Raw genomic sequence first — 25133 nt, 5'->3', positions numbered from 1 at the left:
GCTGCGGCCGGAGAGTTCGATGAGTCCAACGCATCCTTGTCATGCGAGCAATCGCAGATCGCGATCGATGGGCATACGCTGAGCAGCATGGAACTCCAGCAGCTGCGCTACGTCGTCGCCGTCGCCGAGACCGGCGGCTTCACCCGTGCCGCCGAGCGCTGCCATGTCGTCCAGTCCGCGCTCAGCCACCAGATCGCCAAGCTGGAGAAGGAGCTGGGCGCCCGGCTGTTCGACCGTACGAGCCGCCGGGTGGCGCTCACCCCCGCCGGTGAGGCATTCCTTCCCGCTGCCCGGCAGTCCCTGGAGGCCGCCGACCGTGCCGCCGCCGAGGTCGCGGCGGCCACCGGCGAGATCCGCGGCACCCTCGCCCTCGGCGCGATCAGCACCATTGCCTCCGTCGACCTGCCGCGGCTGCTCCGCGACTTCCACACCCGCTACCCGCAGGTGCGCATCAGCATGACCGCCGGCCGCAGCGAGCTGCTGGTCGAGGAAGTCCGCCGCGGCACCCTCGACCTGGCGTTCCTCGGCGTCACCCCGGCCTTCCGCGCGAAGGGCGTCCGGTCCCGCACCCTGGTGCGGGACCGCCATGTCGTCATGGTCGCCCCCGACCACCCCCTCGCCGACGAGGGCGCCGACGGGCCGCTGGAGCTGGCGCGGCTGGCCGAGGAGACCTTCGTCGACTTCGCCGCGGGCAGCCACGCCCGGGCCCAGACGGAGGAGATCTTCGCCGCGGCCGGACTGCACCGCGACGTGGCCTTCGAGGTCTCCCACTGGGAGTTCCTCGCGGGCCTCGTCCGCAACGGCATGGGCATCGCCCTCCTCCCCTCCGCCTTCGTCTCCCAGCTCTCCGGCCTGCGTGTCCTCCCCGTACACGAAGGCCCGCAACGCGAGGAGCGCCTGGTCTGGAGCGCCACCCGCCTCACCCCCGCGGGGGCTGCGTTTCTGCGGGAGCTGGGGGTGGGGGAGGGAGCGGAGGACGCGGAGGACGCGGAGGGCTGAGGCCGACGGGCGGGCCCTCGGCCGGCCGGCGTCGACGTCAACACCGTCGTCGTCCGCCCGCTGGGCCGGCCCAACTGACGTAGGCCCGCCTCACGCGGGGCGGCACGGGTGGCGCAGCAGCGTCCGCATCTTGGCGGGGTCGGTCTCCGACACGTCCGACAGATAGATCTCGTGGTGCAGTCCGTTCGGCACCAGGCCGTGCTCCCGCATATACCGGTCCATGCGGGCGAGGGAGGCCGGTTCGTCGGCGTAGGGCCCGTGGTGGACCAGCTGTACGCAGCGTCCCTCGGTGAACGTCACCAGCTGGACCCGGTCGACGGCCGCTGCGGAGGGGCGTGCCGCCTCTCGGGCCTGATCGACGAGCGCGGGGTCCAGCTCGTCCGGCAGCCGCAGGAAGAGGTGCCACCGCCACAGCGCCCGTTCGACCTCCAGCGGCGGACGCGGGTCCTCGACCCACCACCGGCCCTCCAGCGGCACCGGTTCGGCGTTCGGCAGCGCACCGGCGACGGTGCACAGGGCGCGTACGCAGATTCCGTACTCCTCCCCGCCGGGCTCGCCCTGCCCGGTGACGCCCAGGCCGCGCACGGGCCCGTACTCGGCCGGCTCGGGCTCGTCGGTGGCGGTGTACCAGGAAGCGGTATCGGTCTTCACGGTGTCTCCTGCATCTCGTTCGTCTCCCGTACGGGGACCATCAGCCGGGTGACGAGCTGGTCGGGCGGGGTGGTGGCGGGGTCGTTGACATAGACCTCCCGCAGCGGCCCGGCGAGGTCGTGCCCGCGCTCGGCGCACCAGGCCAGCAGGGCGTGCGCGGTCAGCGAGACCTGCGCGTACGGGCCGAGATGCGTGGCGCAGGCGAACACCCCGCCGGGCAGCAGATCGACGGTCGTGGACTCCGGTGCGCGGGCCCCGTCGTCCAGCGTGGCGGCGACCGCGACCGGAACCTGCTCGCCCATGTCGAGGGGGAAGAGCCCGGTGAGCCGGGGAGGGCGAGCGGTGTCGAGCAGCGGTAGCAGCCGGGCCACGCAGAGGGAGGTGGCCCGGCCGATGTCGTACGGCGACGTGGCGAGGTCCCGTACCAGGGCGACGCGCTGCGGGCTCTCCTCGCGGAGCGCGACGTGGGCGGCCTCCGCGCTGGGCAGTCCCCGCTCGAGGATCCGCTCCAGTGCGGCGAGGCTGTGCTGCCGCCGGGCCAGCTCCTCGTCGAGCCGGTCGCGGACATCGGCCAGCGCACCGGTGGCCTCGGGCTTCCCGCGCAGCACCTCCGCCACGACGGGCAGCGGCACATCGAGGGAGCGCAGCAGTCCGACGGTCAGCGCGTCGCGGGCCTGCCCGGCGCGGTAGTAGCGGTATCCGGTGGCGGGGTCCACCCGGGCGGGCGGCAGCAGGCCGAGGTCGGCGTAGTGCCGCAGCTGTTTGACGCTGAGCCGGGCCAGGCGGGCGAACTGTCCGATGGACAGCAGGTGGTCGTCGTTCACGGGACAACGATGGACTCTCCCAGGGAGGGAGAGTCCACTCCGGCGGTGCCGCCATCTCAACGGAACTCGTGCACGACCTCGATCTGCCCGACGATGTGCGCGTTGAACTCCGCCAGCTCCTCGGCCGGGACCCACAGTTCGAGGATGGTCTCCCCGCCGGCCTGCTGCACCGGATACCGGCGGAGGAATTCCGCGTCCACCTCGAAGCGCGTGACGTACCCCGCACCGTCGTGCTTGACGTTCCAGTCGCGGGCGATCCGGATGGCGTAGTCCTCGTTCAGGACCGGATAGAAGATCGGCTGCTCCGGCAGCCGCGGCGGCCAGGCCCGCCACTCCAGCTCCCGTACCAGCTCCAGCTCCTTCGGCCCGGTGGGCCGCCACAGTGTGGTCGTCGCAACCTGCCCCGTGCTCATGCCCCCACGCTATCGGCCCCGCTGGGCTGCCGCTGCGCGGGGAGCCGGGTGCCCAGCAGCACCATGCGGACGGCGTGTTCGGTGGCGTCGGCCAGGTGGAGGGGGGCCAGTGTGAGGGCGTCGGAGAGGGTGAGCGGGGAGGGGAGGATGGAGCGGTAGGCGTCGATGCCGGTGGCGCGGGTCTCGTCGGCACCCTCGCCGAGGGTGCCGGCCAGGGCCAGTACCGGCTTGCCGAACTCCTTGGCGCGGCGGGCCACTTCGGCGGGCACCTTGCCGCGAGCGGTCTGCCGGTCCAGGGAGCCTTCGGCGGTCAGTACGAGATCGGCGCGGGAGAGCCGGGCGTCCAGGTCGAGATGGCCGAGCAGCACCTCGAAGCGGGGCAGCAGCCGGGTGCCCAGCGCGGCCAGACCGGCGCCGAGGCCGCCGGAGGCGCCGGTTCCGGGACCCGTGCGCAGATCGGCTGCCGCGGTGCTCCGGCTCATGTCCCGCCGCAGCACCGCCGCCCACCGCTCCAGCGCCGCCGCCAGCGACCGGACCTGGGCAGGCGTCGCGCCCTTCTGCGGGCCGAAGACCCGGGCGACACCCGACGGCCCGCAAAGGAGGTTGAACGGGTTGCAGGCGGCCACCAGTTCGGTCTCCGCCAGCCGCGGGTCGAGGCCCGACGGGTCGATCCGGTCCAGCAACGCCAGCGCTTCTCCGCCGCGCGGCAGCTCCACGCCGTCCGCGTCCAGCAGCCGCGCGCCGAGGGCCTGGAGCGCTCCGGCGCCACCGTCCGAGGTGCCCGAATCGCCGCACCCCACGAGCACCTGGCGGACCCCCGCGTCCAGCGCCGCACGGATCAGCTCCCCGACGCCGTACGTGGTCGTCGACCCCGGATCGCGGCGGTCTGCCGGAACCAGGGAGAGACCCGCGACCGCCGCCATCTCCACCACAGCGGTGGGACGTACGCGGAACGTGCCGGTCCGGCCCAGAAGCGCGAAGTGGGTCCGCACCGGCTCGCCCACAGGGCCGGTCGCCGTACGGTGCACCAGCCGGCCACCGGTCGCCAGGGCCAGCGCCTCGGCCGTGCCCTCGCCGCCGTCCACCAGCGGTATCAGGTCGAGTGCGGCCCGCGGGGCGACCCTCCGGACGCCCTCGGCCATGGCCTCGGCGGCCTGCCGCGCGGAGAGGGACTCCTTGAATCCGCTGGGTGCGAGAACGAAGTGGAACGGCATCCGGATCTCCAGAGTGAGAGAACAGCGAGGGGAAAGCAGGGCGCGGTACGGCTCAGCGCACGGGAACGCCGAGCAGTGGCCAGACCGCCAGCGCGAACAGCAGGACGAGCAGCGCTGTCAGCGGCGCGAGTACGGCGGACAGCCGCAGCAGGTCGCTCGGCGTGTAGGTGGGGGTGTTCGGTACGTCGGCGAAGAGGGCCACGGGCTTCGCCGAGGCGGGGAGCGTGTGGCAGAAGCCGGCCGCCGCGGTGGAGGCGAGCGCGGCCGACACCGGGTTGACGTCCGCGCTTGCCGCAGCGGCGACCACGAGCGGCACCAGCACACTGGAGCGGGCCGACCGTGACTGGAGCAGCAGATGTGCTCCCGTACTCACCATCACGACAGCCGCGAGGAACACCCACGGCGGTATCGCGTTACCCCCGGGCAGCCCGCCGACCAGCCACGCGGCGGCGCCCGAGGCCGACAACGCGACGCCCATCGCCATCGTCGCCGCCATGAACAGCAGCAGCGACCACGGCACCGTCTTCAGCGCGTCCTTCAGCCCGACCGTGCCCAGCGCGGGCGAGGCGGCGACGACGGCGCCGATCAGCGCGACCAGCGCGGGCGACACCCCGTGCAGCGGCTCCGCACACCACAGGACGACGACCGTGACGAGCAGCAGCGCCGACCGGGCCTCCGGCGGCGACAGCGGCCCTGTGACCTGGGTCGCGGAGTGCTGCTGGATGTCCTCGACGGTGACGCGGACACCGTCCCGCCGGTCGGCCCGCCGCGTGGTGGTCAGCAGCACCACCTCGGCCGCCAGATGCGAGGAGGCGACGGCCAGTGGCAGGCCCAGCAGCAGCCACTGGGTGAAGCCGATGTGCCGGCCCGTCGACTCCCACAGCACGCTCACGGTGATCAGATGTGCGCCCGCGCCGATCAGTGTCGCCACGGCGGACAGCAGGATGACGGTGGGGAAGAGCAGCGCGAGCATCACCACCAGCCGCGTGCGCTCCCGCAGCACGGCGGCGAGCGCGAGGAAGACGGGCAGCGCCAGCGCGGCCCGGCCCGAGGTGGCGGGTATCGCGAACGCGCTCACCACCAGTGCAGCCGTCGTCAGATGAACGAGCTGCCGCACCGACCGCGCGCCGCTGACCAGGAAGGCGGCTGCCCGGGCCGCCAGGCCCGTACGCGCGACCGCTGCCGCGAGGACGAACGCGCAGATGAGCAGCCAGACGGTCGCGTCGCCGAGGGTGCCGAACAGCGTGTCGGAGCTGATCACCCCGGTCACGGCCAGTGCCAGCCCGCCGCCGAGCGCGACGTAGGTGTCGTCGATCGGGGTACCGATCCACGCGCACGTCGTCAGGGCGAAGACGGCCAGCGTCACCCGCGCGTCCCCGCTCAGCCCGGGGAAGTTCCCGGGCACGGCGAGCAGCGCGCACACGCTCAACGCGAGGCAGAGGAGGCAGAGGGAGGCGGGAGAGAGGGCCTTCCGGGCGGGCGGTGTGCTGACGGACGGTGTCATGCGGACGAGCTTCCGGGCCGGCGGTGAGCCCTCGATGAGCGCGTGATGAAGGGGATTTCATCCGGCCCTGCCGCTCAAGGCTCAGGGCAGCCGATACCCCATCCCCCGCACCGTCTCCACCCGCTCGGCGCCCAGCTTCTTGCGGAGAGCCCGCACATACACATCCACGATGTTGGAGCCGGGGTCGAAGTCGTAGCCCCACACGTGCGAGAGGATCTGCTCCCGGGAGAGCACCTGTCCCGGGTGCCGCAGGAACAGCTCCAGCAGGACGAACTCCCGCGCCGTCAGGTCCACCGTCCTGCTGCCCGCACGGGCCCGCCGGGTGCGCAGGTCCAGCGACAGCTCGCCGCTGCGCAGCACCGTGGTCTCCGGTTCGCGTGCCGCCGTGCGCAGCCGCAGCCGTACGCGGGCCAGCAGCTCCTCGAACCGGAACGGCTTGGTCATCCAGTCGTCGGCGCCGCCCTCCAGCCCCGCGACCGTGTCACGTACCGAGTCCCGCGCGGTCAGCACGATCACCGGCACCGTCATCCGGGCCTCGCGCAGCTGCCGCAGCACCGTGAAACCGTCCCGGCCCGGCAGCCCGATGTCGAGGATGATCAGGTCGAAACCGCCGGTGTGGGCGTAGTCGTACGCGGTGTCCCCGTCGGCGGCGACCGTCGTGGTGAAGCCGCTGGCGCGCAGCCCCTTCTCCACGAAAGCGGCGATCCGCTCCTCGTCCTCCACGATCAGCACCCGCGTCATCCGTCTTCCTCCTCCTGCTCCGCCTGGGCAGCCCCCGACTCGGGCAGGACGAGCACGAAAGTGGCCCCGCCGCCTGCCGTGGACCGCAGCTCCACCCGGCCATCGGGATGCCCCTCCGCTATGGCCTTCACGATCGCGAGCCCGAGCCCGGCGCCGCTGCCGCGCGCGCCGCGCCGGGCCGTGCCCCTGCGGAAGCGTTCGAAGATCAGCTCGGCGTCCGTCCCGCTGACGCCGGGTCCGCCGTCGGCGACGTACAGCTCCACCGCCCGCCGGGTGACGGAGCGCCGGGAGCCGATGTGGACGGCCGTGCCCCGTGCCGTGTGCTGGACGGCGTTCTGCGCAAGCTGCACCATCGCCTGGGTGACGCGTTGCGGGTCGAGCCGTACCGTGCCCTCGGCCACCTCGGCGAGCTGCCACGCGCGCTCGCCCAAAGCGCGTGCCTTGACGAAGACATCGGCCGTCAGCTCGGCGAGCTCCACGGGTTCGGGGGTGACGAAGTCCGGCCGCTCGGCTTTCGCGAGGAGCAGCAGGTCCTCCACGATGCGGCTCATCCGGTCCAGCTCGTCCGTCACGACCCGGACGGTCTCCTCGCGCTCCTGGGGCCCGTCCCCCATCAGCTCCAGGTGGCCCCGCACGATGGTGATCGGGGTGCGCAACTCGTGCCCGGCGTCGTCCACGAACTGCCGCTGCGCCGCGAAGGCGCGCTCCAGCCGGTCCAGCATGGCGTTGAAGGTCTCGGCGAGCGCCGAGATGTCGTCCCGGCCGCGTACCGGGATGCGCCGGGTCAGATCCTGTTCGGTCAACTGCGCGGCAGTCGTCCGTACCAGCCGTACGGGAGCCAGGATGCGGCCCGCGACGGCCCAGCCTATGCCGCAGGTCAGCAGCAGTGCGACGCCGGATATGGCCAGCAGGATGCGGAACACCGTCTGCGGTCCGGCCTGTTCGCGGTCGGCGTGGATGGCGACGATGAAGGTGCCCGACGGTGAACCGCCGCCCGGCTCGATCGGGACGCGCGCCCAGCGCACCTCGCCCTGGGGCCGGTGCAGGACGCCGCTGCGCCGCTCGCCCGAGGTGATCCGGCGCAGCGCCGACTTGTCCCGGTGGAGCGGCAGCGCGGAGGGGATGTCGCGACTCTGCCGGATCACCTTGCCCCGCACCACACCCAGCAGTTCTTCGTCCGGGTCGGAGTACTGCCTCTCCAGGAAGACCTTCAGCAGCCGTCTGGCCTCGGTGAACGGGCGTCCGGTCTCCGGGTCCCGGCCATGCTCAACGAAGTTGGCGAACTCGCCCGTCTCCTGCTCCAGCAGCCGCGTCATCCGGTGTTCCACGTCGCGCGCGAGGATCGACCGGGTGGTGGTGGCGACGGTGCCGAGCGCCACTGCCATCACCGCCAGCAGCCACAGCAGGATGCGGACCCGGGCCGAGATCCGCGGCCGCCGTGCGGGCCCTGAGCCGGTCTCAGCCGTCGTCGCCCGGTCCGTCGTCCTGGTCGTCCCGGCCGCCGTCGTCGTTCCGGTCGTCCGGTTCTTCGCTGCGGTCATCGTCGCTCGTGTCGTCGGTGGCGGGCGGTCGCACCGTCTCGTCCCCGGACGGCCGGGAGGACCCCTTGGAGGGACCGGACGACGGCTCCGGCTTCTTGCCGGACGGGCGCTCGGCGGACGGGCTCTCGCTGTCCAGCTCGACCTTCGCGGGCGGCCTGGGCGGGTCCGGGCTGTCGGTCAGCGCGTAACTGGTGGCGGCGATGCCCAGCGGGATCGCTACGACTGCCGTGAGCGTCGCGATGCGGTGTGAGAAGGCCATACGGGCCACGCTGCCGTGCCTGCCGGTTACCTCCGATGAAGCGTGGATGAAGAAGCGTTCATCAACGAGGCCGTCAGGAGTCCAGCCCGATGGCGAAGGCGGTTTCCAGGTCGTGCTGGGAGTAGGTACGGAAGGCGATATGGGTCTCGGTGGACTGGACGCCCGGCACCTTGCTGATCCGGCCCGGAATGATGTCGGCGAGGTCGTCGTGCTGGGCGACGCGGACCATGGCGATCAGATCGTGCGCACCGGTGACGGAGTAGACCTCGCTGACGCCCTCGATGGCGGCGATCTGCTCGGCGATCTCAGGGATGCGTTCGGTGCTCGTCCGGATGAGGACGATGGAAGTGATCACGGTTCGGTCTCTCCCTCTGACGCCGGGGTTGGCCCGGTCACTCTAGCCCGGCGGTAGTGGAGCCAGGCATACAGGAAGCCCAGCGTGAAACCCACCACATGGGCCAGATAGGCCACGCCGGGTCCGTCGGCTGCCTGCCGGGCGGCCAGCCACTGCACGGTCAGCCAGAAGAGGAGTACCACCCAGGCGGGAAAGCGCAGCGGCAGGAAGAAGAGGAAGGGGAAGACACTGGTCACCCGGGTGTGCGGGTGCAGACGGAGGAAGGCGCCCAGCACCGCGGAGATCGCTCCGGAGGCGCCGACCAGCGTCTCGCCGGACGCCGGGTGGGCCACCGCGTAGCAGAACATGGCCACATAGCCGGCGCTCAGATAGAAGAGGGCGAAGCGCACCGGGCCCATGCGCTGCTCGACCAGCCCCCCGAAGACATGGAGGAAGATCAGGTTACCGAGCAGATGCAGCCAGTTACCGTGCAGAAACAGCGCGGTCAGCGGCGTCAGCAGCGGACGTGCGGCACCGCTGAGCAGCGCGCGGGGCACCACGCCCCACCGGTCGAAGTAGGCCGACCGGGCCTGCTCCAGCACCTGCCCCGTACCGTGCGAGGGCAGGAAGCCGGAGGCCGGTCCGATCAGGAAGATCAGGCAGCAGCAGCCGATCAGGGCATACGTCATCAGGGGGCGCGTCAGCAGCCGCGGCAGGGTCAGCAGCCGGAGGCGCGTAGTGGGCTGCGGCCCCTCGCCGCGGTCCGGGGGCGGGGCGTCGGCGCGGTCGGTGCCGTCCATGAGCGGATCATGACCGCTCGGTGGCCGGGCATGCTCCTCGACACACGTGGAGGCACGCGGAGGGTCCCAGGCCGTAGGGTTTACGGGACGTGACCCCGCGCCGCATGTCCGTGATGTGTTCCGCGGAACCGACAGCACCGAGACCCTCGGGACCGGGACTTCCGGGACCGGGAACTTCGGGGCTGGGACTTTCGAAGAGATTTCGAAGAGATGAGGACGAGACGATGGCGGTCCCCACGCCGACGGCCGAGACCCGCTGGCGCTGCACCCTGTGCGGCAATCTCACCCGGTTCGATGTGACGCGTTCCAGCAAGGTGGTCGAGTACGTCCATCTGGACCTGGCCGGGGCGCCGAAGGTCGAGGAGCGGGACGTGCTCAGTGAGAGCATCGAGTCGGTGCGCTGCAGATGGTGCAACGCCGTGGACCAGGTCGAACTGGTGGACCGGCCCAGCGCTCAGGTATAGGGCTCAGGGCTCAGAGACGGCAGGTGTGACCGGTGGTGGAACGGACGGGCGGCGACCCTCGGCAGCCGGAACCGGCTGCCGGGAAGGAGACCGGGCCCGCTGCCCGCGCGGCGGCCGAGGACCCGGCGGCCCGGACGGACCCGGACCACACCGAGGAGCGCCCCGGCGGCGCGGAGGAGCGGCGCCCGGAGACGCAGCAGGCCCCGGACCCCGGCGCGGAGGAGCCCGACGGCGCGGGCGAGAGCCTGGAGCGGCCGTTGCCGGAGAAGGTACGGCGGCGGGTGGTCGCCTTCACCGGTGAAGCGCTGGGCGGGCTGACCGTCGCCGAACTCCCGCCCCCGCTGCGGCAGTACGCCCGCTTCACCCCGCAGCGCCGCGCCAAGTTCGGCGGGAACGCCATGGCGGCGGCGCTGGAGAGCGACGCCGCCTTCCGGCAGCGCATCGCCTCCCGGGTGCGCGAACAGCTCCCCGAGCTGGCGGGCGCCCTCGACGAGGGCACTCCGCCCCCGGCCGCCGACCCGGTGGACGTGGCGGCGGCGGCGTACATCCTGCGCCCGCCCGGCTGGGCCAAACTGGTCGCGGCGGCGGGCGAGGAGGCCCAGCGGGCCCAGGCCGAACGTGCGGGCGAGGAGGCCCAGCGTGAGCTGGCCCGGCTGCGCGAAGAGCTGGCCCATGCCAAGGACGCGGCCCGGGACGAGGCCGAGCAGCGCCGCCGCGAGCTGGAGGCGCTGCGCAAGGAGCTGGACGGCACCCAGCGCAAGCTGCGCAGTGCGCAGGCCGATGTGCGCCGCCGCGAGGCGTCGCTGCGCAAGCTCCAGGAGGAGCTGGACGCGGTACGTTCCGCCGCCGGTACGGAGAAGACGGCGCTGGACAGCGAGGTGCGCCGGCTCAAGTCCCGCCTCGCCGAGACCGAGTCCGCGCTGGAGGCCGGGCGGCGTGCGGCGCGCGAGGGCCGCAGCGTGGAGGACATGCGGGTGCGCCTGTTGCTCGACACCGTGCTCGACGCGGCCCAGGGGCTACGCCGCGAACTGGCGCTCCCGCCGTCCGACACCCGCCCGGCCGATACGGTCGACGCCGTGGAGCCGGGCCGGATGTCGCCCAAGGACGTGGCGGCCAGGGCGCTTTCGGAGACCGATCCGGCGCTGCTGGACCAGCTGCTGGCGCTGCCGCAGTCCCATCTGGTGGTGGACGGCTACAACGTCACCAAGACCGGCTATCCCACGCTGCCGCTGGAGAAGCAGCGGCTGCGGCTGCTGGGCGGACTCGCGGTGCTGGCGGCCCAGTCGGGCGCCGAGGTCACCTGCGTGTTCGACGGTGCCGAACTGGCGGCTCCCGTGCTGCTGGCGCCGCCGCGCGGGGTGCGGGTGCTGTTCTCCAAACCGGGCCAGACCGCGGACGAGTTGATCCGCCGGCTGGTGCGCGCCGAACCGCCGGGCCGCGCCGTGGTGGTGGTCTCCAGCGACCGCGAGGTCGCCGACGGCTGCGCGGCGGCCGGGGCCAGGCCGGTGGCCTCGGCGCTCCTCCTCAAGCGGCTGGCCCGCAGCTGAGAAAGCGGTACGGTCCCAACTACTCGGCACATAAAGGACATCAAGCTTGCCGTGCCGGCGGCGCGGTAAGCGCTGGGTGAGACTGTGCTCGCCCAACGTGTACATCGGGTAAAGAATGCGGCTGTGGGACGTCTTTTTCCCTGAGGGATTTGATCGGATCACTACCCGTGGCTACTCTCAGGCCCGAACCTTCGCTTGGTTGATCGCCTATCCGGGGTGACAGCGGAGGACCGCCTCGTTCCGTACGACCGGGATCGCCCAGTCCCGTGCAGCGGAGCCGGAGATGACCGACCGGCAGGCGGCTGAGGAAGAAGGAGCTCGCCCCAGTGGCGTCCCACCGTCGTCCCAAGCAGCCGAGTCGCGCACGTGTCAGTGTCTTCACCATGACCGCTGCCGCGGCAGTCGCTCTCACCTCCCAGGCGGCCCACGCCGACCCGCAGTCCTCCAAGAAGGACGTCAAGGAGAAGGTCGACAAGCTCTACGCGGACGCCGAGGCCGCCACCGAGAAGTACAACGGCGCCAAGGAGAAGCAGTCCAAGCTCTCCAAGGAGGTCGAGAACCTCCAAGGCAGCGTCGCCCGCGGCCAGGGCGAGCTCAACGGCATGCGCGACAAGCTCGGTTCGATGGCCACGGCGCAGTACCGCTCCGGCGGTATCGACCCCTCGGTGCAGCTCTTCCTCTCGTCCGACCCGGACAACTACCTGGACAAGGCTTCGGCCATGGACCAGTTGAGCACCAAGCAGGCCAGCGCGCTCAAGAAGATCCAGGCCAAGCAGCGCAGCCTCGCGCAGCAGCGCAAGGAAGCCTCCGGGAAGCTGAAGGACCTCAGCAGCACCCGCAAGGAGCTCGGCAAGAAGAAGAAGGAGATCCAGGGCAAGCTCTCCGAGGCCCAGCGGCTGCTCAACACGCTGACCGCCAAGGAGAAGGCGAAGCTCGCCGAGAAGCAGGAGCGCGCGGACCGCGCTTCCAGCGACCGGGCCGACCTGGGCGACGTCCCGGCGGGCTCGGGCCGCGCCGCCGCCGCGCTGTCCGCCGCCAAGAGCAAGATAGGCAGTCCGTACGTGTGGGGCGCCACCGGCCCCAGCTCCTTCGACTGCTCCGGGCTGACCTCGTGGGCGTACAAGCAGGCAGGCGCCTCGCTGCCGCGCACCTCCCAGGCGCAGGCCAACGCCGGAACCCGGATCCCCAGCCAGAGCCAGCTCAAGCCGGGCGACCTGGTGCTGTTCTACGACGACCTGCACCACATCGGCCTCTATGCCGGGAACGGCCAGGTGCTGCACGCTCCCAAGCCCGGTGCCAACGTGCGCTTCGAGGCGATGGGCAATATGCCCTTCAAGTTCGGCGTCCGGGTGTGACGTCCGGCGGCGGTCCCACTCCCAGCTGATCACCAGCCAGTGTGATGACCGCTAAACGTCCTTCCTCCGGGTGAAACCCCCAGGGTCCTGGTGACCCCGGAACCCGGCCGGTGACCTGCGTGATCGGCGAACGCCACGGCGTGGTGCGGGATTCGACGACGGCGGACGGTCCTTTGCCCCCTGTATGGGCGCGGCTAGATTCTGCGGGCGCAAGTCGCCTAGCGGAAGGAACGCCTCCTCCAGTGGCATCGCACCGGTCCCCTCGACGCACCCCGCAGCCCGGGCAGGGCTGGACAGCACGGGTCACCGTGCTGTCCGCCGCCGCTGCGGGCGCGGCAGCCGCGCTCGTCCCCGCGGCACCGGCGGGCGCCAAGCCCGACGACAAGCCGACGGCCCGCCTCAACTCCCGTATCGACCGGCTCTACGAGCAGGCGGAAGTCGCGACGGAGAAGTACAACGGGGTGGCCGAGCGCACCGGCAAGCTGCGCGAGCAGGTGGCCAACGCGCAGGACGGTGTGGCCCGTGGCCAGGCCAAGGTGAACCGGCTGCGCGACTCCCTCGGCTCCCTCGCGGGCGCGCAGTACCGCTCCGGGGGCATCGACCCGGCCTTGGCACTGATGCTCACCGAGGACCCCGACAGCTATCTCGACAAGGCCGCCACCCTCGACCGCATCGGCAGCCGTCAGCTGACCAAGCTGCGCCAACTCCAGTCGGCCCAGCGCCACCTCAAGCAGCAGCGCAGCGAGGCGGCCGGCAAGCTGGAACAGCTCGACGGACTCCAGAAGAGTCTCAAGCGTCAGAAGAAGGACGTCCAGAAGAAGCTCGCCGCCGCCCGGCGGTTGCTCCACCAGCTCTCGCCCCAGCAGCGCGCCGCCCGGGACGGCCACCGGAGCGGAAAGGCGCACGGCGTCGACGTCGGCGGCTCCAAGCCGTCCTCCCAGCGCGCCGCAGCGGCCGTCGCCGCCGTCAAGTCCGCCGTCGGACGCCCGTACGCATGGGGTGCGGCCGGGCCGGGCGCCTTCGACTGCTCCGGTCTCACACAGTGGGCGTACAAGCAGGCGGGCACCTCGATCCCGCGTACGTCGCAGGCCCAGCGCTCGGCAGGACAGCAGGTCCCGCTCAGCCAGGCCCGCCCCGGCGATCTGGTGATCTACCGCGACGACGCCAGCCATGTGGGCATGTATGTGGGCGGTGGCCAGGTGGTGCACGCGCCGCATCCCGGTGCGCCGGTGCGCTACGACCCGGTCGGCATGATGCCGGTCTCCTCGGTCACCAGACCCTGATCGGCCCCGCTCTTGCGCCCGTACCCTCGGTGGGGTGGGCGAGAAGCGGCAACCGACGCGGTACGGGCGAGCGCTGAGCGGTACGGCAGCGCTCGCTCTGCTGTGTGCGCTCGGCGCCTCGGCCCGCACGGCCGGGCACGACCCGGACCACGTCCCGTTCCAGCGGACCCTCGACCAGCAGGCTGCGGCACTGCGCAGCGGCGACGAGTCCGGTTACCTCACCGCCGTCGACGCGGGCCACCGCGGCGAACAGCGCCAGGTCTTCCGCAATCTGTGCCGTCTGCCGCTCTCCGCCTGGTCGTACGACGTGCGGAAGGTCACAGCCAAGAGCGACCGCGCCGCGACCGTCGAGGCCGCTCTCCGCTACCGCCTCGCGGGCTACGACCGGGCCTCCACCACCGCCACCGAACGGCTGCGCTTCGTACGGCGCGACGGCGCCTGGCGTATCGCCTCCGAAGCGTCGGGCAGCGACACCCAGCTGTGGGAGCAGGGCACCATGACGGTCGTCCGCGGCCGGCACAGCCTGGTGCTGGGCGTGGGCCGGGACCGCTCCGAGCTCCGCGCGCTCGCCACCGCCGCCGACCATGCCGTACCCGGCGTCGCCAAGACCTGGCCGTCCGGATGGACCCGCAGGACGGTGCTGGAGGCGCCCGCCTCGACGAAGCAGCTGGCCCGCCTGCTGGGCTCTCCCGCCGCGAACTCCCCTACGTACGCGGGTATAGCCGCCGTCACCACCGGCGAAGCGGGCGCCGGCGCCGGGCCCGGCGACCGTATCGTCGTCAACCCGAAGGCGTACGGGCTGCTCAGCGCAGAAGGCCGACGGGTCGTACTGACCCACGAGACCACCCATGTCGCCACCCGCCGGCAGACCACCTCCGCCACCCCCTTGTGGCTCTCCGAGGGCATCGCCGACTGGGCGGGCTACCGCCACTCGCACCTGTCCCCCCGCGAGGCGGCCCCCGAGCTGGCCCGCGCGGCCTCCGCGCCGCGCACCCTGCCCTCCGACGACGACTTCCACTTCGGCAACGACCCCACCGAACTCGCCCGCGCCTACGAAGGCGGCTGGCTGGCCTGCCGGATGATCGCCGAACAGTGGGGTCCCGACAAACTGATCGCCTTCTACGACCGGGCGGGCCGCGAGAACGCCGACGCGGCCCTGCGCTCCGTCCTGGGCGTGAGCGAGAGGGAGTTCACCGGCCGCTGGCGGACTTACGTGCTGCGGCAACTCCACCCTTGAGCCGGGGGCTCGCCGAAACGGAGACCCCGCCGCCTTCGCGGGGCCGGGGCACCGCAGGCTCGTCCGCGACCGCCGACCGCCACAACCGAACACAAGCGACAACAGCAGCCACAACCAACACCACGTTTCGCACGGCCAGTACCGCCGTGCCCGCTCCTTCGCTGGCCACCACATCAGCGAACCAGGCCGGAAACTCCAGCTGAGTCAGCCCGGCCGCCCCGAGCACCGACCAGGCAGGCACCCGCTGGCAACTGGCCCGCAGGGTCAGACAGACCGCGGCCAGCCCCACCAGCCACACCAGATACTGCGGACTCAGCACCCGGCTCGTGACGACGAAGACCAGCACAGCGGCGAGTGCGGCATCCGCCAAGGTCGCCGAGGTCCACACCCGCGCCCGCAGCCGCCACAACAGCAGCCATCCGAACGCCACCCCGGTCAGCACCACGGCCACATTGCTCACGGCCCGTACCCCCGGCCCCACGAACTCCATGGAGCCGTACCGCAGCAGCACCTGCCCCTCCCAGCCGAACTGCCGCGCGGCGTGCAGCGCCAGCGAGCCGACCGACTCCACCTCCGTGCCCCGGCCGCCCTGTGCCGACAGGAAGTTCATCGCACCCGGCATGGTGGCGGCGAAGCCTGCCGTCACCACCAGCACGGTCACCAGCGCGCTCAGCCAGATCACCCGCGTCGCCCGGCCGCGCGGGGTGCCGAGCAGCAGCAGCACAGGCCACACCTTCACCAGCGCGCCCAGCCCGGCCAGCAGCCCCGCCGCACGGGGATGCCGTGCGGCTGCCAGCAGCGCGGCGACGGCCAGCACGGTCACCATCAGGTCGTAGCGCGCATACGCCGTCGGCCCCAGCAGCGGCACCCCGGCCACCCACGCCCACACCCCGGCCCGGCTGCGGGATCCGGCCCCCGGATCGCGCGGTCCGCGCCGTCGCGCCGCGTACAGCAGCAGCCCGAGCACCACCGCGTCGGCGGCGCAGGCGAGCACGAAGAAGGCGGAGGCGTAGCTGAGCAGGCCAAGCCCGGTGAGCAGCCCGGGAGAAAAGATCACCAGCGCTGCGGCGGGCGGATACTGCCAGGTCACATCGTCGGACGGAAACGTTCCGCTGCTCAGCTGTTCGTACCAGCCGTGGTAGATCACCGAGACGTCGGTGGTGATGTCCATGCCCCCGGGGACCGTGAAGACCTTGAAGACGTAGAGCAGCAGCACCGCCCGGGTGACCGTCCACACCAGCACGAGAGCCACCGCACCGCGGGCTCTCCTCGCCTCGCCCCGCACATCTGTCCTTCCTCGTCTGTGCCGATCGGCCGGCCGCTCCGCCCCGTACCGGCACGCGGTACTGTCGGCGGCGATGCGCAAGACGATGCCCAAAACCCTGATCGTCACCAACGACTTCCCGCCCCGTCCCGGCGGCATCCAGGCGTTCCTGCACAGCATGGCGCTGCGCCTGGACCCGTCCCAGGTCGTCGTCTACGCCTCGACCTGGAAGCGGGGCCGGGAGGGTGCGGAAGCCACCGCGGCGTTCGACGCCGAGCAGCCCTTCACGGTCGTCCGTGACCGTACGACGATGCTGCTGCCCACTCCGCGGGTGACCAAGCGTGCCGTCTCGCTGCTGCGGGAGCACGGCTGCCGCGCGGTGTGGTTCGGCGCCGCCGCGCCGCTGGGGCTGATGGCGCCCGCGCTGCGCAGGGCCGGGGCCGAGCGGATCGTGGCGACCACGCACGGCCACGAGGCGGGCTGGGCGCAGCTCCCCGGGGCCCGCAGCCTGCTGCGGCGGATCGGCGAGGAGACCGACACCCTCACCTACCTCGGCGACTACACACGCCGCCGGATCGCCGCCGCGCTCACACCTGAAGCCGCCGCGCGAATGGTGCAGCTGCCGCCCGGCGTGGACGAGAAGACCTTCAACCCCGGATCGGGCGGCGACAAGGTCCGCGCCCGGCTGGGACTGACCGAGCGGCCCGTGGTCGTGTGTGTCTCGCGTCTCGTCCGCCGCAAGGGCCAGGACACCCTCATCGAGGCCATGCCCCGGGTGCTGGAGGCCGTGCCCGACGCGGTGCTGCTGATCGTCGGCGGCGGCCCCTACCGCGCGGATCTGGAGAAGCTGGCCGCCTCCCGGGGACTCACCGACGCCGTGCGCTTCACCGGTCCCGTCAGCTGGGAGGAGCTGCCCGCGCACTTCGGCGCGGGCGATGTCTTCGCCATGCCGTGCCGCACCCGGCGCGGCGGGCTGGACGTGGAAGGACTCGGCATCGTCTATCTGGAGGCGTCCGCGACCGGACTGCCCGTCGTCGCCGGTGACTCCGGCGGGGCGCCGGACGCCGTACTGAACGGCGAGACCGGCTGGGTCGTCCCCGGCGGCAACCCGGCGGAGACCGCCGACCGGTTGACCGAACTCCTCCGCGACCCCGAACTGCGGACCCGGATGGGCACCAGGGGCCGCGAGTGGGTCGAGGAGCGATGGCGCTGGGACCTCCTCGCCGAACGGCTACGCGAGCTGTTGTGAGCCGGGCCCCGGGGCAGCCGCGGGCGGCACCGGACCGAGCAGCGCCAGCTCCAGCCCGGCCAGCCGGGCCGGGTCCGCGATCACCTTGTACGCCGCGATCCGGCCGCCCTCGACCGTGAAGGTGAGCGCTGCCCGCAGCCTGCCATCCGGTGCGAGAACGGCCCCCACAGCGCCGTTCACCAGCGCGGTCTGCGCATACCGCGAGCGCTGAGCCAGCAGCACCGTGCCCCGCGCCACGGCGTCCGCGCCGCGCAGCCGGGCCGGGACGCCGGCGGGCAGCGCCGCGGGGTCGGCGGAGCGCACCACGTCGGGAGCGAGCACCTCCAGCAGCCCCGCCAGGTCACCGCCGCGCGCGGCGGACAGGAACGCCTCGACCGCTGCCCGCTGCTCTGCCAGTTCCGCTGCGGGCACGGCGGGTGTGCCGCGTACGCGCTGCCGGGCACGGCTGGCGAGCTTCTTCGTGGCGACGGGTGAGCGCTCCACCAGCGGCGCGATCTGCTCGAACGGGACGGCGAACATGTCGTGCAGCACGAATGCGACCCGCTCGGCGGGCCCCAGCGTGTCCAGCACGACGAGCAGCGCCCTGCCCACCGAGTCGGCCAGCAGCACCTCGTCCTCCGGACCGGCGCCGTCCTCCAGCGGGAGGGGGTCGGGCAGTTGCTGTCCCACCGGCTCCTCGGGGCGGGCGGCGCGGGCGCGCAGCATGTCCAGGCAGATACGCGAGACGACGGTACGCAGCCAGGCGGCCAGGTTGTCGATGCCCTCCGCGTCGGACCGGCTCAGCCTCAGCCACGCCTCCTGCACGGCGTCCTCCGCCTCGCTGAGCGAGCCCAGCATCCGGCAGGAGACCGCCAGCAGCGGGCCGCGGCTCTCCTCGAAGCGCTCGGCCAGCCCGGTCAGCTCGTCCATCGGTCACCTTTCCCTCGCGTGTTCCGTCACCTTCATCGACGTATCCGACGCGACAGAAGTGACAGGGGAGAGCCTGCTATGAACCACGAGGCGACGACGCCGTGTCTGCTGCATATCGACACCAGCGTGAGCCCGCCCGGCGAGTCCGTCAGCAGGCGGCTCACCGCGCTGTTCGCCGACTGTTGGCGCCGGTCCCGGGGCGCTGCCGGGCACCGTTACCGCTACCGGGATCTGGCGGCTGAGCCCGTCCCTTACGTGACCGCTGACTACGCCCGGTTCGGGTACCGGGTGGAGCGGCACGGCACCGTACCGGTGGACCAGGTGGCCGGGCTGGTCGGGGACGCCGCGGACGCGGGCGTGTGGCGGGTGACGCTGCCGCTGGTCGAAGAGGTGCTGGCGGCGGACATACTGCTGTTGGGAGTGCCGATGTACAACCTGACAGTGCCCGCCGCGCTGCTGGCGTGGATCGACCGCATCAGTTTTCCGGGCGCGCTCCTCGATCCGGAGACCGGCGCCGGCCGGCTGCGGGACAAGCAGGTGGTGGTCGTCAGCGCGCGCGGCGGCGGCTACGGGCCGGGTGCCCCGCGCGAGGGCCTCGACTTCCAGGTGCCGTATCTGCGGGGGTACTTCACCGACCGCGGAGTGCCGGAGGAACAGCTGCACTTCGTGACGGCCGAGCTGACCCGCGCCTGGGACGTGCCGACGATGGCGCCGCTCCGGTCGCTCGCCGCCGACTCGGAGGCCGCGGCCCGGCAGGCGGTCACCGAGCTGGCGGACCGGCTGGCGGCCGGGGAGCGGGAGGAAGCGGCGCGTTACGCCGTGTAGAGGGCCTCGATCTCGTTGGCGAAGTCCTTGGCGACCACGCCCCGTTTCAGTTTCAGGGAGGGGGTGACGTGGCCGGAGTCCTCGGTGAACTGCTCCTGCAGGACCCGGAACTTACGCACCGACTCGGCCTTGGAGACGGCCTCGTTGCCCTCGTCCACGGCGGTCTGGAGCTCGGCGAGCAGCTCGGCGTCGGCCAGCAGCTGGTCGTGGCTGAGGTCCTGCTTGCCGTGCTCGGCGGCCCAGCGCGGCAGGAACTCCTCGTCCACGGTCAGCAGCGCGCCGACGAAGGGCCGGCCGTCGCCGACGACCATGCACTCGGCGACCAGCGCGTGACCGCGGATGCGGTCCTCGATGACGGCGGGGGCGACGTTCTTGCCGCCCGCGGTCACCAGGATCTCCTTCTTCCGCCCGGTGATGGTCAGATAGCCGTCCACATCCAGCGTTCCCAGGTCGCCGGTGTGGAACCAGCCGTCGGCCAGCGCCTCGTCGCTGGCCTGCTGGTTGTTCCAGTAGCCGGTGAACAGGTGCTCGCCGTGCAGCAGGATCTCGCCGTCGTCGGCGATCCGGATGACGGAGCCGGGCAGCGGCTGCCCCACGGTGCCGATCTTGGGCCGGTCGTACGGGTTGAAGGCGGTCGCGGCGCACGACTCGGTGAGCCCGTACCCCTCCAGCACGGTGAAGCCGACGCCGCGGAAGAAGTGGCCCAGCCGCTCTCCCAGCGGTGCGCCGCCGGAGATGGCGTGGGTGGCCCGGCCGCCGAGGACGGCACGCAGCTTGCTGAACACCAGCTTGTCGAAGACCTTGTGCTGGAGCCGCAGCTTGAGCGAGGGGCCCGCCGGATAGTCCAGGGCGCTGCTGTAGGCGCCGGCCACCCGGGCCGCCTTGTCGAAGATCTTCCCCTTGCCGTCCGCGACGGCCTGTGCCCGCGCTGAGTTGAAGACCTTCTCGAAGACGCGGGGGACGCCCAGCACCATCGTCGGCCGGAAGGAGCCGAGGTCCTCGGTGAGGGTCTTGATGTCCGAGACGTGCCCCAGCTTGATCGGCGCCATCACGGCCGCCACCTGCACCAGCCGCCCGAAGACGTGGGCGACCGGCAGGAACAGCAGCACCGACCCCTCGCCGGGCTGGAACATCGGGCTCAGCCGCTCGACCACGTTCCCGCACTCCGCGAAGAAGCTGCGATGGGTGAGCACACAGCCCTTGGGGCGCCCTGTGGTGCCCGAGGTGTAGACGATGGTGGCGGGCGAGTCGGCGTCGGCGACGGAGCTGCGCTCCTCCACCTTCTCATCGCTGATCCCGGCGCCGAGCGCGGCCAGTTGCGCAAGGGCGGTCTCGCTCTCGTCGGTCCCCGGCGCGGGTTCGATCCGCCATACGTCGCGCAGCTCGGGCAGCCGGTCGCGGACGGAGTCCACGGCCGCCGCGTGGGTGTCGGTCTCCACCAGGCAGGCGACGGCGCCCGAGTCGCCGAGGATCCAGGAGATCTGCTCGGGGGAGCTGGTCTCGTAGACGGGTACGGTGACGCCGCCCGCACTCCAGATCGCGAAGTCCAGCAGCGTCCACTCGTAACGGGTGCGGGACATCAGGCCCACCCGGTCGCCGGGCTCCACGCCTGCCGCGATCAGACCCTTGGCGGCCTGCTGCACCTCGGCGAGGAACGCGGTGGAGGTCACGTCCTCCCACCGGCCGTCGCGCTTGCGCCCCATGACGGGAAGATCGGGGTGCCGAGCTGCGTTCCGGCGGATGAGGTCCGTCAGGTTGCCCTCTGCGGGGACTTCGTAGAGTGCCGGAAGGCTGTACTCGCGCAAGACTGCTGCTCCTCGTCGGCGCGCCAAGGGGGGCCGCGGGGATCGGCCTCCATTGGCTCGGTCCAGGGTCGGCGAGCGATCCCGGAAGAATGACGGCCCGGACGTTACCCATCGGTATGGGGGCGGGGGTAGAGGGTGACGCGGAGATGTCTTGTGCGTCACAGGTGGAGATGGGCGGATAGCAGCCTAGTCGAGGCGTTCGGGGACACGGAAGCCGCGAGGGGAGAGAGCGGAAAGAGCGGGCGTACGGCACTTTTCGGCCGGCGCCCCGAGTGTGCCGTGCTGCGGCGCCCCTCATCGGCGCCTGCTCCCCCTCCCCGTGACCTGCGCGGCAATCTAGGGTGGGCGCATGCGAGTCCACGTGGTCAGCGACGTACACGGCAACAGTGCGGACCTCGCGAAGGCGGGCGAGGACGCTGACGCGCTGGTCTGTCTGGGAGACCTCATCCTCTTCCTCGACTACGCCGATCACTCGCGCGGTATCTTCCCCGATCTGTTCGGCGTCGAGAACGCGGACCGCATCGTCGCCCTGCGTACCGCCCGCCGCTTCACCGAGGCCCGCGCCTTCTCCCGGGAACTGTGGGCGGGCCTCGACCGCGACGCCGCGATGGAGACGGCGGTGCGCAAGCAGTACGCCGAACTGTTCGCTGCCTTTCCCACGCCCACGTACGCCACGTACGGCAACGTCGACATGCCGCCGCTGTGGCCCGAATACGCGCGTCCAGGCGTGAACGTGCTCGACGGCGAGACGGTGGTGATCGGTGGATGGCGCTTCGGCTTCGTCGGCGGCGGACTGCACACGCCGATGCGCACCCCGTACGAGATCGACGACGAGACCTATGCGGCGAAGGTCGCCGCGCTGGGCGAGATCGACGTGTTGTGCACCCATATTCCGCCCGAAGTACCCGAGTTGTGCTACGACACCGTCGCGCGCCGCTTCGAGCGGGGCAGCCCGCAGCTGTTGGAGGCCCTGCACACGCTGCGCCCGCGGTACCACCTTTTCGGTCACGTCCACCAGCCGCTGGCCCAGCGCATGCGGATCGGCGCCACCGAGTGCGTCAATGTCGGCCACTTCAACGCGACCGGGACGCCCTGGGTGCTGGAGTGGTGACGGTGCCGGGGCGTTCGGGGCCGGAGGTGACCCGCGCGGCGCCGGGCCGGACAACCGCGCGGTAGCCTTCCACCGCAGACGCTTCCCCGCGCCACGGCGGGCATCCCGCGCGGTCTTTCCACCTACGGCGGGCATTTCGGACACGGGTATATCGGAGGGCCATGGCGATGGCGGAACACACCAGCTCGAGCATCACCGTTGACGCGGCACCCGAGGCCGTGATGAACGTGATCTCCGACTTCCCCCGCTACCCGGAGTGGGCCGGCGAGGTGAAGGAGGCCGAGGTGCTCGGCCGGGACGAGGAGGGCCGCGCCGAGCAGGTGCGCCTGCTGCTGGACGCCGGAGCCATCAAGGACGAGCACACCCTCGCCTACGAGTGGATCGGCGACCCCGAGGTCAACGAGGTGCGCTGGTCCCTGGTCAAGTCCCAGATGCTGCGCTCCCTGGACGGCGTCTACCGCCTCACCCCGGTCGGCGGCGGCGAGCGCACCGAGGTCATGTACCAGCTCACCGTCGACGTCAAGATCCCCATGCTCGGAATGATCAAGCGCAAGGCCGAGAAGGTCATCATCGACCGGGCGCTCGACGGGCTGAAGAAGCGCGTCGAGGCGGGCGGCGCCGAGGCGTCCGGAGACCGCAGCTGACCGGCGGAGCGGGCGCCGGGCCCGAGCGCCCCGACCTCCACCACCCCGAACCGCAGCGTCCCGGCCCGCAGACCGTCCTGGTCACCGGCGCGGGCGGGACGGGACGCACCACGGTGGCCGCCGCCACCGCGTGCGCCGCCGCGGCCCAGGGACACCGCACCCTGCTGCTGAGCGCGGAGCCTGCACGCCGGCTCGCCGCGCTGCTGGGCACGGCAGCGCCGGACAAGGGGACGTCAGCCCGGCCCTCGGCTGCCTCCGGCGAAGGCTTCCGGCCGGGCACACCTGAACCCGTCGCCGGCGCGGCCGGCCTGTGGCTGCTGCGCATCGACTCCGGCGAGGAGTTCCGCAGCCAGGCCGTCGCCCTCCAGTCGCGCGGCAAGACCGTGCTCGACCTGCTGGGCGCCGTACCGCTGGACGAGGACGAGCTGACCGAACTCCCCGGCGCCGGGACCTTCGCCCTGCTGCGCGCCCTGCACACCGCGCACACGGGCGGCACCGGAGAGAACGGCGAGGGTTGGGACATCGTCGTCGTCGACATGCCGGCAGCGCCCGAGGGACTCAACCTGCTGGTGCTGCCCGAACAGTTGCGCCGCTATCTGCGCCGTCTCATACCCGCCGAGCGCCAGGCGGCGCGCGCCCTGCGCCCCGTACTGGCCCAGCTCGCCGGTGCCCCCATGCCCGCGCAGTGGCTGTACGACGCCGCCACACGCTGGTCGGACGAACTGGCCGGGGTGCAGCGGATCGTGGAGTCGCCGGCGACCCTCGTCCGACTCGTCACCGAGCCCGGACCGCTCGCCGCCGAGTCCCTGCGCACCGCCGGGGCCGGAGTGCGGCTGCACGGGCTCGCGCTGGAGTCCGTCGTCGCCAACCGGCTGCTGCCGACCGGCTCCTCCGACCCCTGGCTGACCGCGCTGGCCGGACAGCAGCAGACCGCGCTGGCGGCGCTGCGCGAGAAGTGCGAGGCCGAGTCCGTGCCGCTGTGCGAGCTGCCGCACCTGGGCCGCGACCCGCACGGCCCCGAGGACCTGACAGCACTCGCCAACGCCGCCCGCACCGCCGTCGCCGCCGACCGGACAGCGGGGGAGGGCCTGCGCCCGCCCGCCGGGGCCGAGGGCGGCCCCGGTACCGACATCGCCTACGGCTGGCTGGAGGACCGGCTGGCCGCGGACGGCAAACTGGTGTGGCACCTGCCCCTGCCGGGCGCCGAGCGGGACGAGCTGGAACTGGTGCGCCGCGGCGACGAGTTGACCGTCGGCGTCGGCCCCTACCGCAGGGTGCTCCCGCTCCCGTCGGCGCTGCGCCGTTGCCGCGTTTCCGGCGCGGGCCTCAAGGGCGGGGTGCTGGGCGTCCGCTTCACCCCCGACCCCGACCTGTGGCCCGGCCGGCGCGGGCGCTCCGAACCCGCGGGGCGGAGCGGCTGACGGCGCAGGGGCCCGCCCCGGGCCGCCGCCGTCGCCCTCAACCCCGTGCCGCCGTTCGGGTAACGTCGGAAGGTGCACGGCCCGTACCCCGCAACCACCTGTCGCCCGTAGGAGCCCGCCATGAGCGATGCCGCCGATCGCCCTGCCGCCCCGGACCCCGACGCCTGGGCCACCGCGTGCGAGGAGGACCTGGCCGCCGAGAAGGCACGCCGCCGCGCCCAGTACGGTCTGCCGCCCACCAGCCCGGCCGAGGAGCTGCGTCGGCTGGCGGACGCGGTCACCGAGAAGGTCGCCGAATTCGGCAAGCCCCTGATGGGCGCCGCCGGATCGGCCGCCGCACAGGGCGTGGCGCAGCAGCTGTTCAAACAGGCCAGGGCGACCATCGAGCCCGTCGTCGAGCGCAACCCGCAGCTCTTCGACCACCTCGCCGCCGCGGGCGGCGAACTGCTTGCCGCCTACCGCTCCGTGGTCCACGAGGCCGAACGCCGTTGGAGCGAACCGCCCGGCGCCGCCGACGCCGAGCGGATCGACGTCGAGGAGGCCGCCGACCTCTCCCACCAGGCGGACCTGGACGCGCGAGCCGCGGAGCAGGCCGTCGAGGAGCACATCGCGGTCGAGCCGGACGAGGACGAGGACGCCGACTAGCCAGGGGGCGCCCCGGGAACTGCGCGACAAGCCACAACAAGCCGGCAGCCTGCGTACGCCAGGCAGGGGCACCCCCTCCCCAGCCCAGCGGCGA

Annotated in this window: 25 protein-coding genes; 12 read left to right on the top strand and 13 right to left on the bottom strand. The window is 72.4% G+C overall.

The annotated features are described in order from the left end of the window. Positions 1 to 87 precede the first annotated feature (87 nt). Entirely contained in the window at positions 88 to 999 is a 912-nt protein-coding gene (locus tag ACTWP9_RS17510; RefSeq protein WP_443247104.1) for a LysR family transcriptional regulator, read from the top strand. Positions 1000 to 1089: 90 nt separating this feature from the next. Here the strand turns inward: ACTWP9_RS17510 and ACTWP9_RS17505 are convergent, their stop codons facing one another. From ACTWP9_RS17505 to ACTWP9_RS17460, 10 genes are all read right to left on the bottom strand, one after another. Beyond that, positions 1090 to 1650, bottom strand: coding sequence for a GyrI-like domain-containing protein (locus tag ACTWP9_RS17505; protein ID WP_443247103.1), 561 nt, complete (start codon positions 1648 to 1650; stop codon positions 1090 to 1092). Beyond that, positions 1647 to 2474, bottom strand: coding sequence for a MerR family transcriptional regulator (locus ACTWP9_RS17500; protein WP_443247102.1), 828 nt, complete (start codon positions 2472 to 2474; stop codon positions 1647 to 1649). Before ACTWP9_RS17500 ends, ACTWP9_RS17505 begins: the two co-directional genes overlap by 4 nt. A gap of 56 nt (positions 2475 to 2530) precedes the next feature. Continuing rightward, positions 2531 to 2887 carry a hypothetical protein gene (locus tag ACTWP9_RS17495; RefSeq protein WP_443247101.1) on the bottom strand — a complete coding sequence of 119 codons (357 nt, stop codon included), beginning with the start codon at positions 2885 to 2887 and terminating at the stop codon, positions 2531 to 2533. Continuing rightward, positions 2884 to 4101, bottom strand: a complete 1218-nt coding sequence (locus ACTWP9_RS17490) for a glycerate kinase family protein (protein WP_443247100.1) — start codon at positions 4099 to 4101, stop codon at positions 2884 to 2886. Before ACTWP9_RS17490 ends, ACTWP9_RS17495 begins: the two co-directional genes overlap by 4 nt. A 52-nt stretch (positions 4102 to 4153) precedes the next feature. Further along, complete coding sequence (locus tag ACTWP9_RS17485; protein ID WP_443247099.1) at positions 4154 to 5605, bottom strand: SLC13 family permease; 1452 nt, start codon at positions 5603 to 5605, stop codon at positions 4154 to 4156. 81 nt (positions 5606 to 5686) lie between these two features. After that, entirely contained in the window at positions 5687 to 6346 is a 660-nt protein-coding gene (locus tag ACTWP9_RS17480; RefSeq protein ID WP_443247098.1) for a response regulator transcription factor, read from the bottom strand. After that, complete coding sequence (locus ACTWP9_RS17475) at positions 6343 to 7887, bottom strand: sensor histidine kinase (protein ID WP_443247097.1); 1545 nt, start codon at positions 7885 to 7887, stop codon at positions 6343 to 6345. The genes ACTWP9_RS17480 and ACTWP9_RS17475 overlap by 4 nt, the downstream gene beginning before the upstream one ends. Then, the gene (locus tag ACTWP9_RS17470; RefSeq protein ID WP_443247096.1) at positions 7805 to 8146 is read right to left on the bottom strand and encodes a hypothetical protein; all 342 of its coding nucleotides are present in this window, start codon (positions 8144 to 8146) and stop codon (positions 7805 to 7807) included. The genes ACTWP9_RS17475 and ACTWP9_RS17470 overlap by 83 nt, the downstream gene beginning before the upstream one ends. A 73-nt stretch (positions 8147 to 8219) precedes the next feature. Beyond that, a complete protein-coding gene (locus ACTWP9_RS17465; RefSeq protein ID WP_443247095.1) occupies positions 8220 to 8501 on the bottom strand; it encodes an Lrp/AsnC family transcriptional regulator in 282 nt (93 codons plus the stop codon). Further along, the gene (locus ACTWP9_RS17460; protein ID WP_443247252.1) at positions 8498 to 9169 is read right to left on the bottom strand and encodes a rhomboid family intramembrane serine protease; all 672 of its coding nucleotides are present in this window, start codon (positions 9167 to 9169) and stop codon (positions 8498 to 8500) included. The genes ACTWP9_RS17465 and ACTWP9_RS17460 overlap by 4 nt, the downstream gene beginning before the upstream one ends. Positions 9170 to 9504: 335 nt before the next feature. Between ACTWP9_RS17460 and ACTWP9_RS17455 the strand changes: the two genes are divergently transcribed. From ACTWP9_RS17455 to ACTWP9_RS17435, 5 genes are all read left to right on the top strand, one after another. Beyond that, positions 9505 to 9744: a hypothetical protein gene (locus ACTWP9_RS17455; RefSeq protein WP_443247094.1), complete on the top strand. Its 240-nt coding sequence runs from the start codon at positions 9505 to 9507 to the stop codon at positions 9742 to 9744. A gap of 245 nt (positions 9745 to 9989) precedes the next feature. Then, positions 9990 to 11291, top strand: coding sequence for an NYN domain-containing protein (locus ACTWP9_RS17450; RefSeq protein ID WP_443247251.1), 1302 nt, complete (start codon positions 9990 to 9992; stop codon positions 11289 to 11291). A gap of 326 nt (positions 11292 to 11617) precedes the next feature. Continuing rightward, on the top strand, positions 11618 to 12646 hold the full coding sequence (locus ACTWP9_RS17445; protein WP_443247093.1) for a C40 family peptidase: 1029 nt from the start codon (positions 11618 to 11620) through the stop codon (positions 12644 to 12646). 242 nt (positions 12647 to 12888) lie between these two features. Further along, the gene (locus ACTWP9_RS17440) at positions 12889 to 13929 is read left to right on the top strand and encodes an NlpC/P60 family protein (protein WP_443247092.1); all 1041 of its coding nucleotides are present in this window, start codon (positions 12889 to 12891) and stop codon (positions 13927 to 13929) included. Positions 13930 to 13963: 34 nt separating this feature from the next. Then, positions 13964 to 15166, top strand: coding sequence for a hypothetical protein (locus ACTWP9_RS17435; protein WP_443247091.1), 1203 nt, complete (start codon positions 13964 to 13966; stop codon positions 15164 to 15166). On the opposite strand, the gene ACTWP9_RS17430 is transcribed toward ACTWP9_RS17435, so the two are convergent. Beyond that, a complete protein-coding gene (locus tag ACTWP9_RS17430; RefSeq protein ID WP_443247090.1) occupies positions 15120 to 16418 on the bottom strand; it encodes a glycosyltransferase 87 family protein in 1299 nt (432 codons plus the stop codon). The genes ACTWP9_RS17435 and ACTWP9_RS17430 overlap by 47 nt on opposite strands. Before the next feature lie 118 nt (positions 16419 to 16536). Between ACTWP9_RS17430 and ACTWP9_RS17425 the strand changes: the two genes are divergently transcribed. Then, the gene (locus tag ACTWP9_RS17425) at positions 16537 to 17679 is read left to right on the top strand and encodes a glycosyltransferase family 4 protein (protein ID WP_443247250.1); all 1143 of its coding nucleotides are present in this window, start codon (positions 16537 to 16539) and stop codon (positions 17677 to 17679) included. Here ACTWP9_RS17425 and ACTWP9_RS17420 read toward each other — a convergent pair. Continuing rightward, positions 17662 to 18588: a sigma-70 family RNA polymerase sigma factor gene (locus ACTWP9_RS17420; RefSeq protein ID WP_443247089.1), complete on the bottom strand. Its 927-nt coding sequence runs from the start codon at positions 18586 to 18588 to the stop codon at positions 17662 to 17664. The two genes, ACTWP9_RS17425 and ACTWP9_RS17420, sit on opposite strands and share 18 nt — an antisense overlap. 78 nt (positions 18589 to 18666) lie before the next feature. Here ACTWP9_RS17420 and ACTWP9_RS17415 point away from each other — a divergent pair, with 78 nt between their 5' ends. Next, complete coding sequence (locus tag ACTWP9_RS17415; RefSeq protein WP_443247088.1) at positions 18667 to 19413, top strand: FMN-dependent NADH-azoreductase; 747 nt, start codon at positions 18667 to 18669, stop codon at positions 19411 to 19413. Here the strand turns inward: ACTWP9_RS17415 and ACTWP9_RS17410 are convergent. Continuing rightward, entirely contained in the window at positions 19401 to 21218 is a 1818-nt protein-coding gene (locus ACTWP9_RS17410) for an AMP-dependent synthetase/ligase (protein ID WP_443247087.1), read from the bottom strand. The two genes, ACTWP9_RS17415 and ACTWP9_RS17410, sit on opposite strands and share 13 nt — an antisense overlap. 349 nt (positions 21219 to 21567) lie before the next feature. On the opposite strand from ACTWP9_RS17410, the gene ACTWP9_RS17405 reads away from it, so the two are divergent. The 4 genes from ACTWP9_RS17405 (at position 21568) to ACTWP9_RS17390 (ending at position 25039) form a co-directional block, all read left to right on the top strand. Continuing rightward, positions 21568 to 22329, top strand: coding sequence for a metallophosphoesterase family protein (locus tag ACTWP9_RS17405; protein WP_443247086.1), 762 nt, complete (start codon positions 21568 to 21570; stop codon positions 22327 to 22329). A 167-nt stretch (positions 22330 to 22496) separates the two neighbouring features. Continuing rightward, entirely contained in the window at positions 22497 to 22973 is a 477-nt protein-coding gene (locus ACTWP9_RS17400; RefSeq protein WP_443247249.1) for an SRPBCC family protein, read from the top strand. 77 nt (positions 22974 to 23050) lie between these two features. Further along, complete coding sequence (locus ACTWP9_RS17395; RefSeq protein ID WP_443247248.1) at positions 23051 to 24394, top strand: ArsA family ATPase; 1344 nt, start codon at positions 23051 to 23053, stop codon at positions 24392 to 24394. Between the two features lie 120 nt (positions 24395 to 24514). Next, positions 24515 to 25039 (top strand): DUF5304 family protein, encoded by a 525-nt coding sequence (locus ACTWP9_RS17390; protein WP_443247085.1) that lies wholly within the window; start codon positions 24515 to 24517, stop codon positions 25037 to 25039. The last annotated feature ends 94 nt before the right edge of the window (positions 25040 to 25133 follow it).

It is taken from the genome of Streptomyces sp. 3N207, assembly GCF_052246355.1.
Taxonomy (GTDB): Bacteria; Actinomycetota; Actinomycetes; order Streptomycetales; family Streptomycetaceae; genus Streptomyces.
Note: the sequence above shows the minus strand (reverse complement) of the source record. Positions and strands in the feature narration are given on the sequence as shown.

What these genes read in the sequence shown, in the direction of transcription:
- ACTWP9_RS17510 (WP_443247104.1), top strand. Translation starts at nt 88, where the DNA reads ATGGAACTCCAGCAGCTGCGCTACGTCGTCGCCGTCGCCGAGACCGGC.
- ACTWP9_RS17495 (WP_443247101.1), bottom strand. Translation starts at nt 2,887, where the DNA reads ATGAGCACGGGGCAGGTTGCGACGACCACACTGTGGCGGCCCACCGGG.
- ACTWP9_RS17490 (WP_443247100.1), bottom strand. Translation starts at nt 4,101, where the DNA reads ATGCCGTTCCACTTCGTTCTCGCACCCAGCGGATTCAAGGAGTCCCTC.
- ACTWP9_RS17485 (WP_443247099.1), bottom strand. Translation starts at nt 5,605, where the DNA reads ATGACACCGTCCGTCAGCACACCGCCCGCCCGGAAGGCCCTCTCTCCC.
- ACTWP9_RS17480 (WP_443247098.1), bottom strand. Translation starts at nt 6,346, where the DNA reads ATGACGCGGGTGCTGATCGTGGAGGACGAGGAGCGGATCGCCGCTTTC.
- ACTWP9_RS17475 (WP_443247097.1), bottom strand. Translation starts at nt 7,887, where the DNA reads ATGACCGCAGCGAAGAACCGGACGACCGGAACGACGACGGCGGCCGGG.
- ACTWP9_RS17470 (WP_443247096.1), bottom strand. Translation starts at nt 8,146, where the DNA reads ATGGCCTTCTCACACCGCATCGCGACGCTCACGGCAGTCGTAGCGATC.
- ACTWP9_RS17460 (WP_443247252.1), bottom strand. Translation starts at nt 9,169, where the DNA reads ATGACGTATGCCCTGATCGGCTGCTGCTGCCTGATCTTCCTGATCGGA.
- ACTWP9_RS17455 (WP_443247094.1), top strand. Translation starts at nt 9,505, where the DNA reads ATGGCGGTCCCCACGCCGACGGCCGAGACCCGCTGGCGCTGCACCCTG.
- ACTWP9_RS17425 (WP_443247250.1), top strand. Translation starts at nt 16,537, where the DNA reads ATGCCCAAAACCCTGATCGTCACCAACGACTTCCCGCCCCGTCCCGGC.
- ACTWP9_RS17420 (WP_443247089.1), bottom strand. Translation starts at nt 18,588, where the DNA reads ATGGACGAGCTGACCGGGCTGGCCGAGCGCTTCGAGGAGAGCCGCGGC.
- ACTWP9_RS17415 (WP_443247088.1), top strand. Translation starts at nt 18,667, where the DNA reads ATGAACCACGAGGCGACGACGCCGTGTCTGCTGCATATCGACACCAGC.
- ACTWP9_RS17405 (WP_443247086.1), top strand. Translation starts at nt 21,568, where the DNA reads ATGCGAGTCCACGTGGTCAGCGACGTACACGGCAACAGTGCGGACCTC.
- ACTWP9_RS17400 (WP_443247249.1), top strand. Translation starts at nt 22,497, where the DNA reads ATGGCGGAACACACCAGCTCGAGCATCACCGTTGACGCGGCACCCGAG.
- ACTWP9_RS17390 (WP_443247085.1), top strand. Translation starts at nt 24,515, where the DNA reads ATGAGCGATGCCGCCGATCGCCCTGCCGCCCCGGACCCCGACGCCTGG.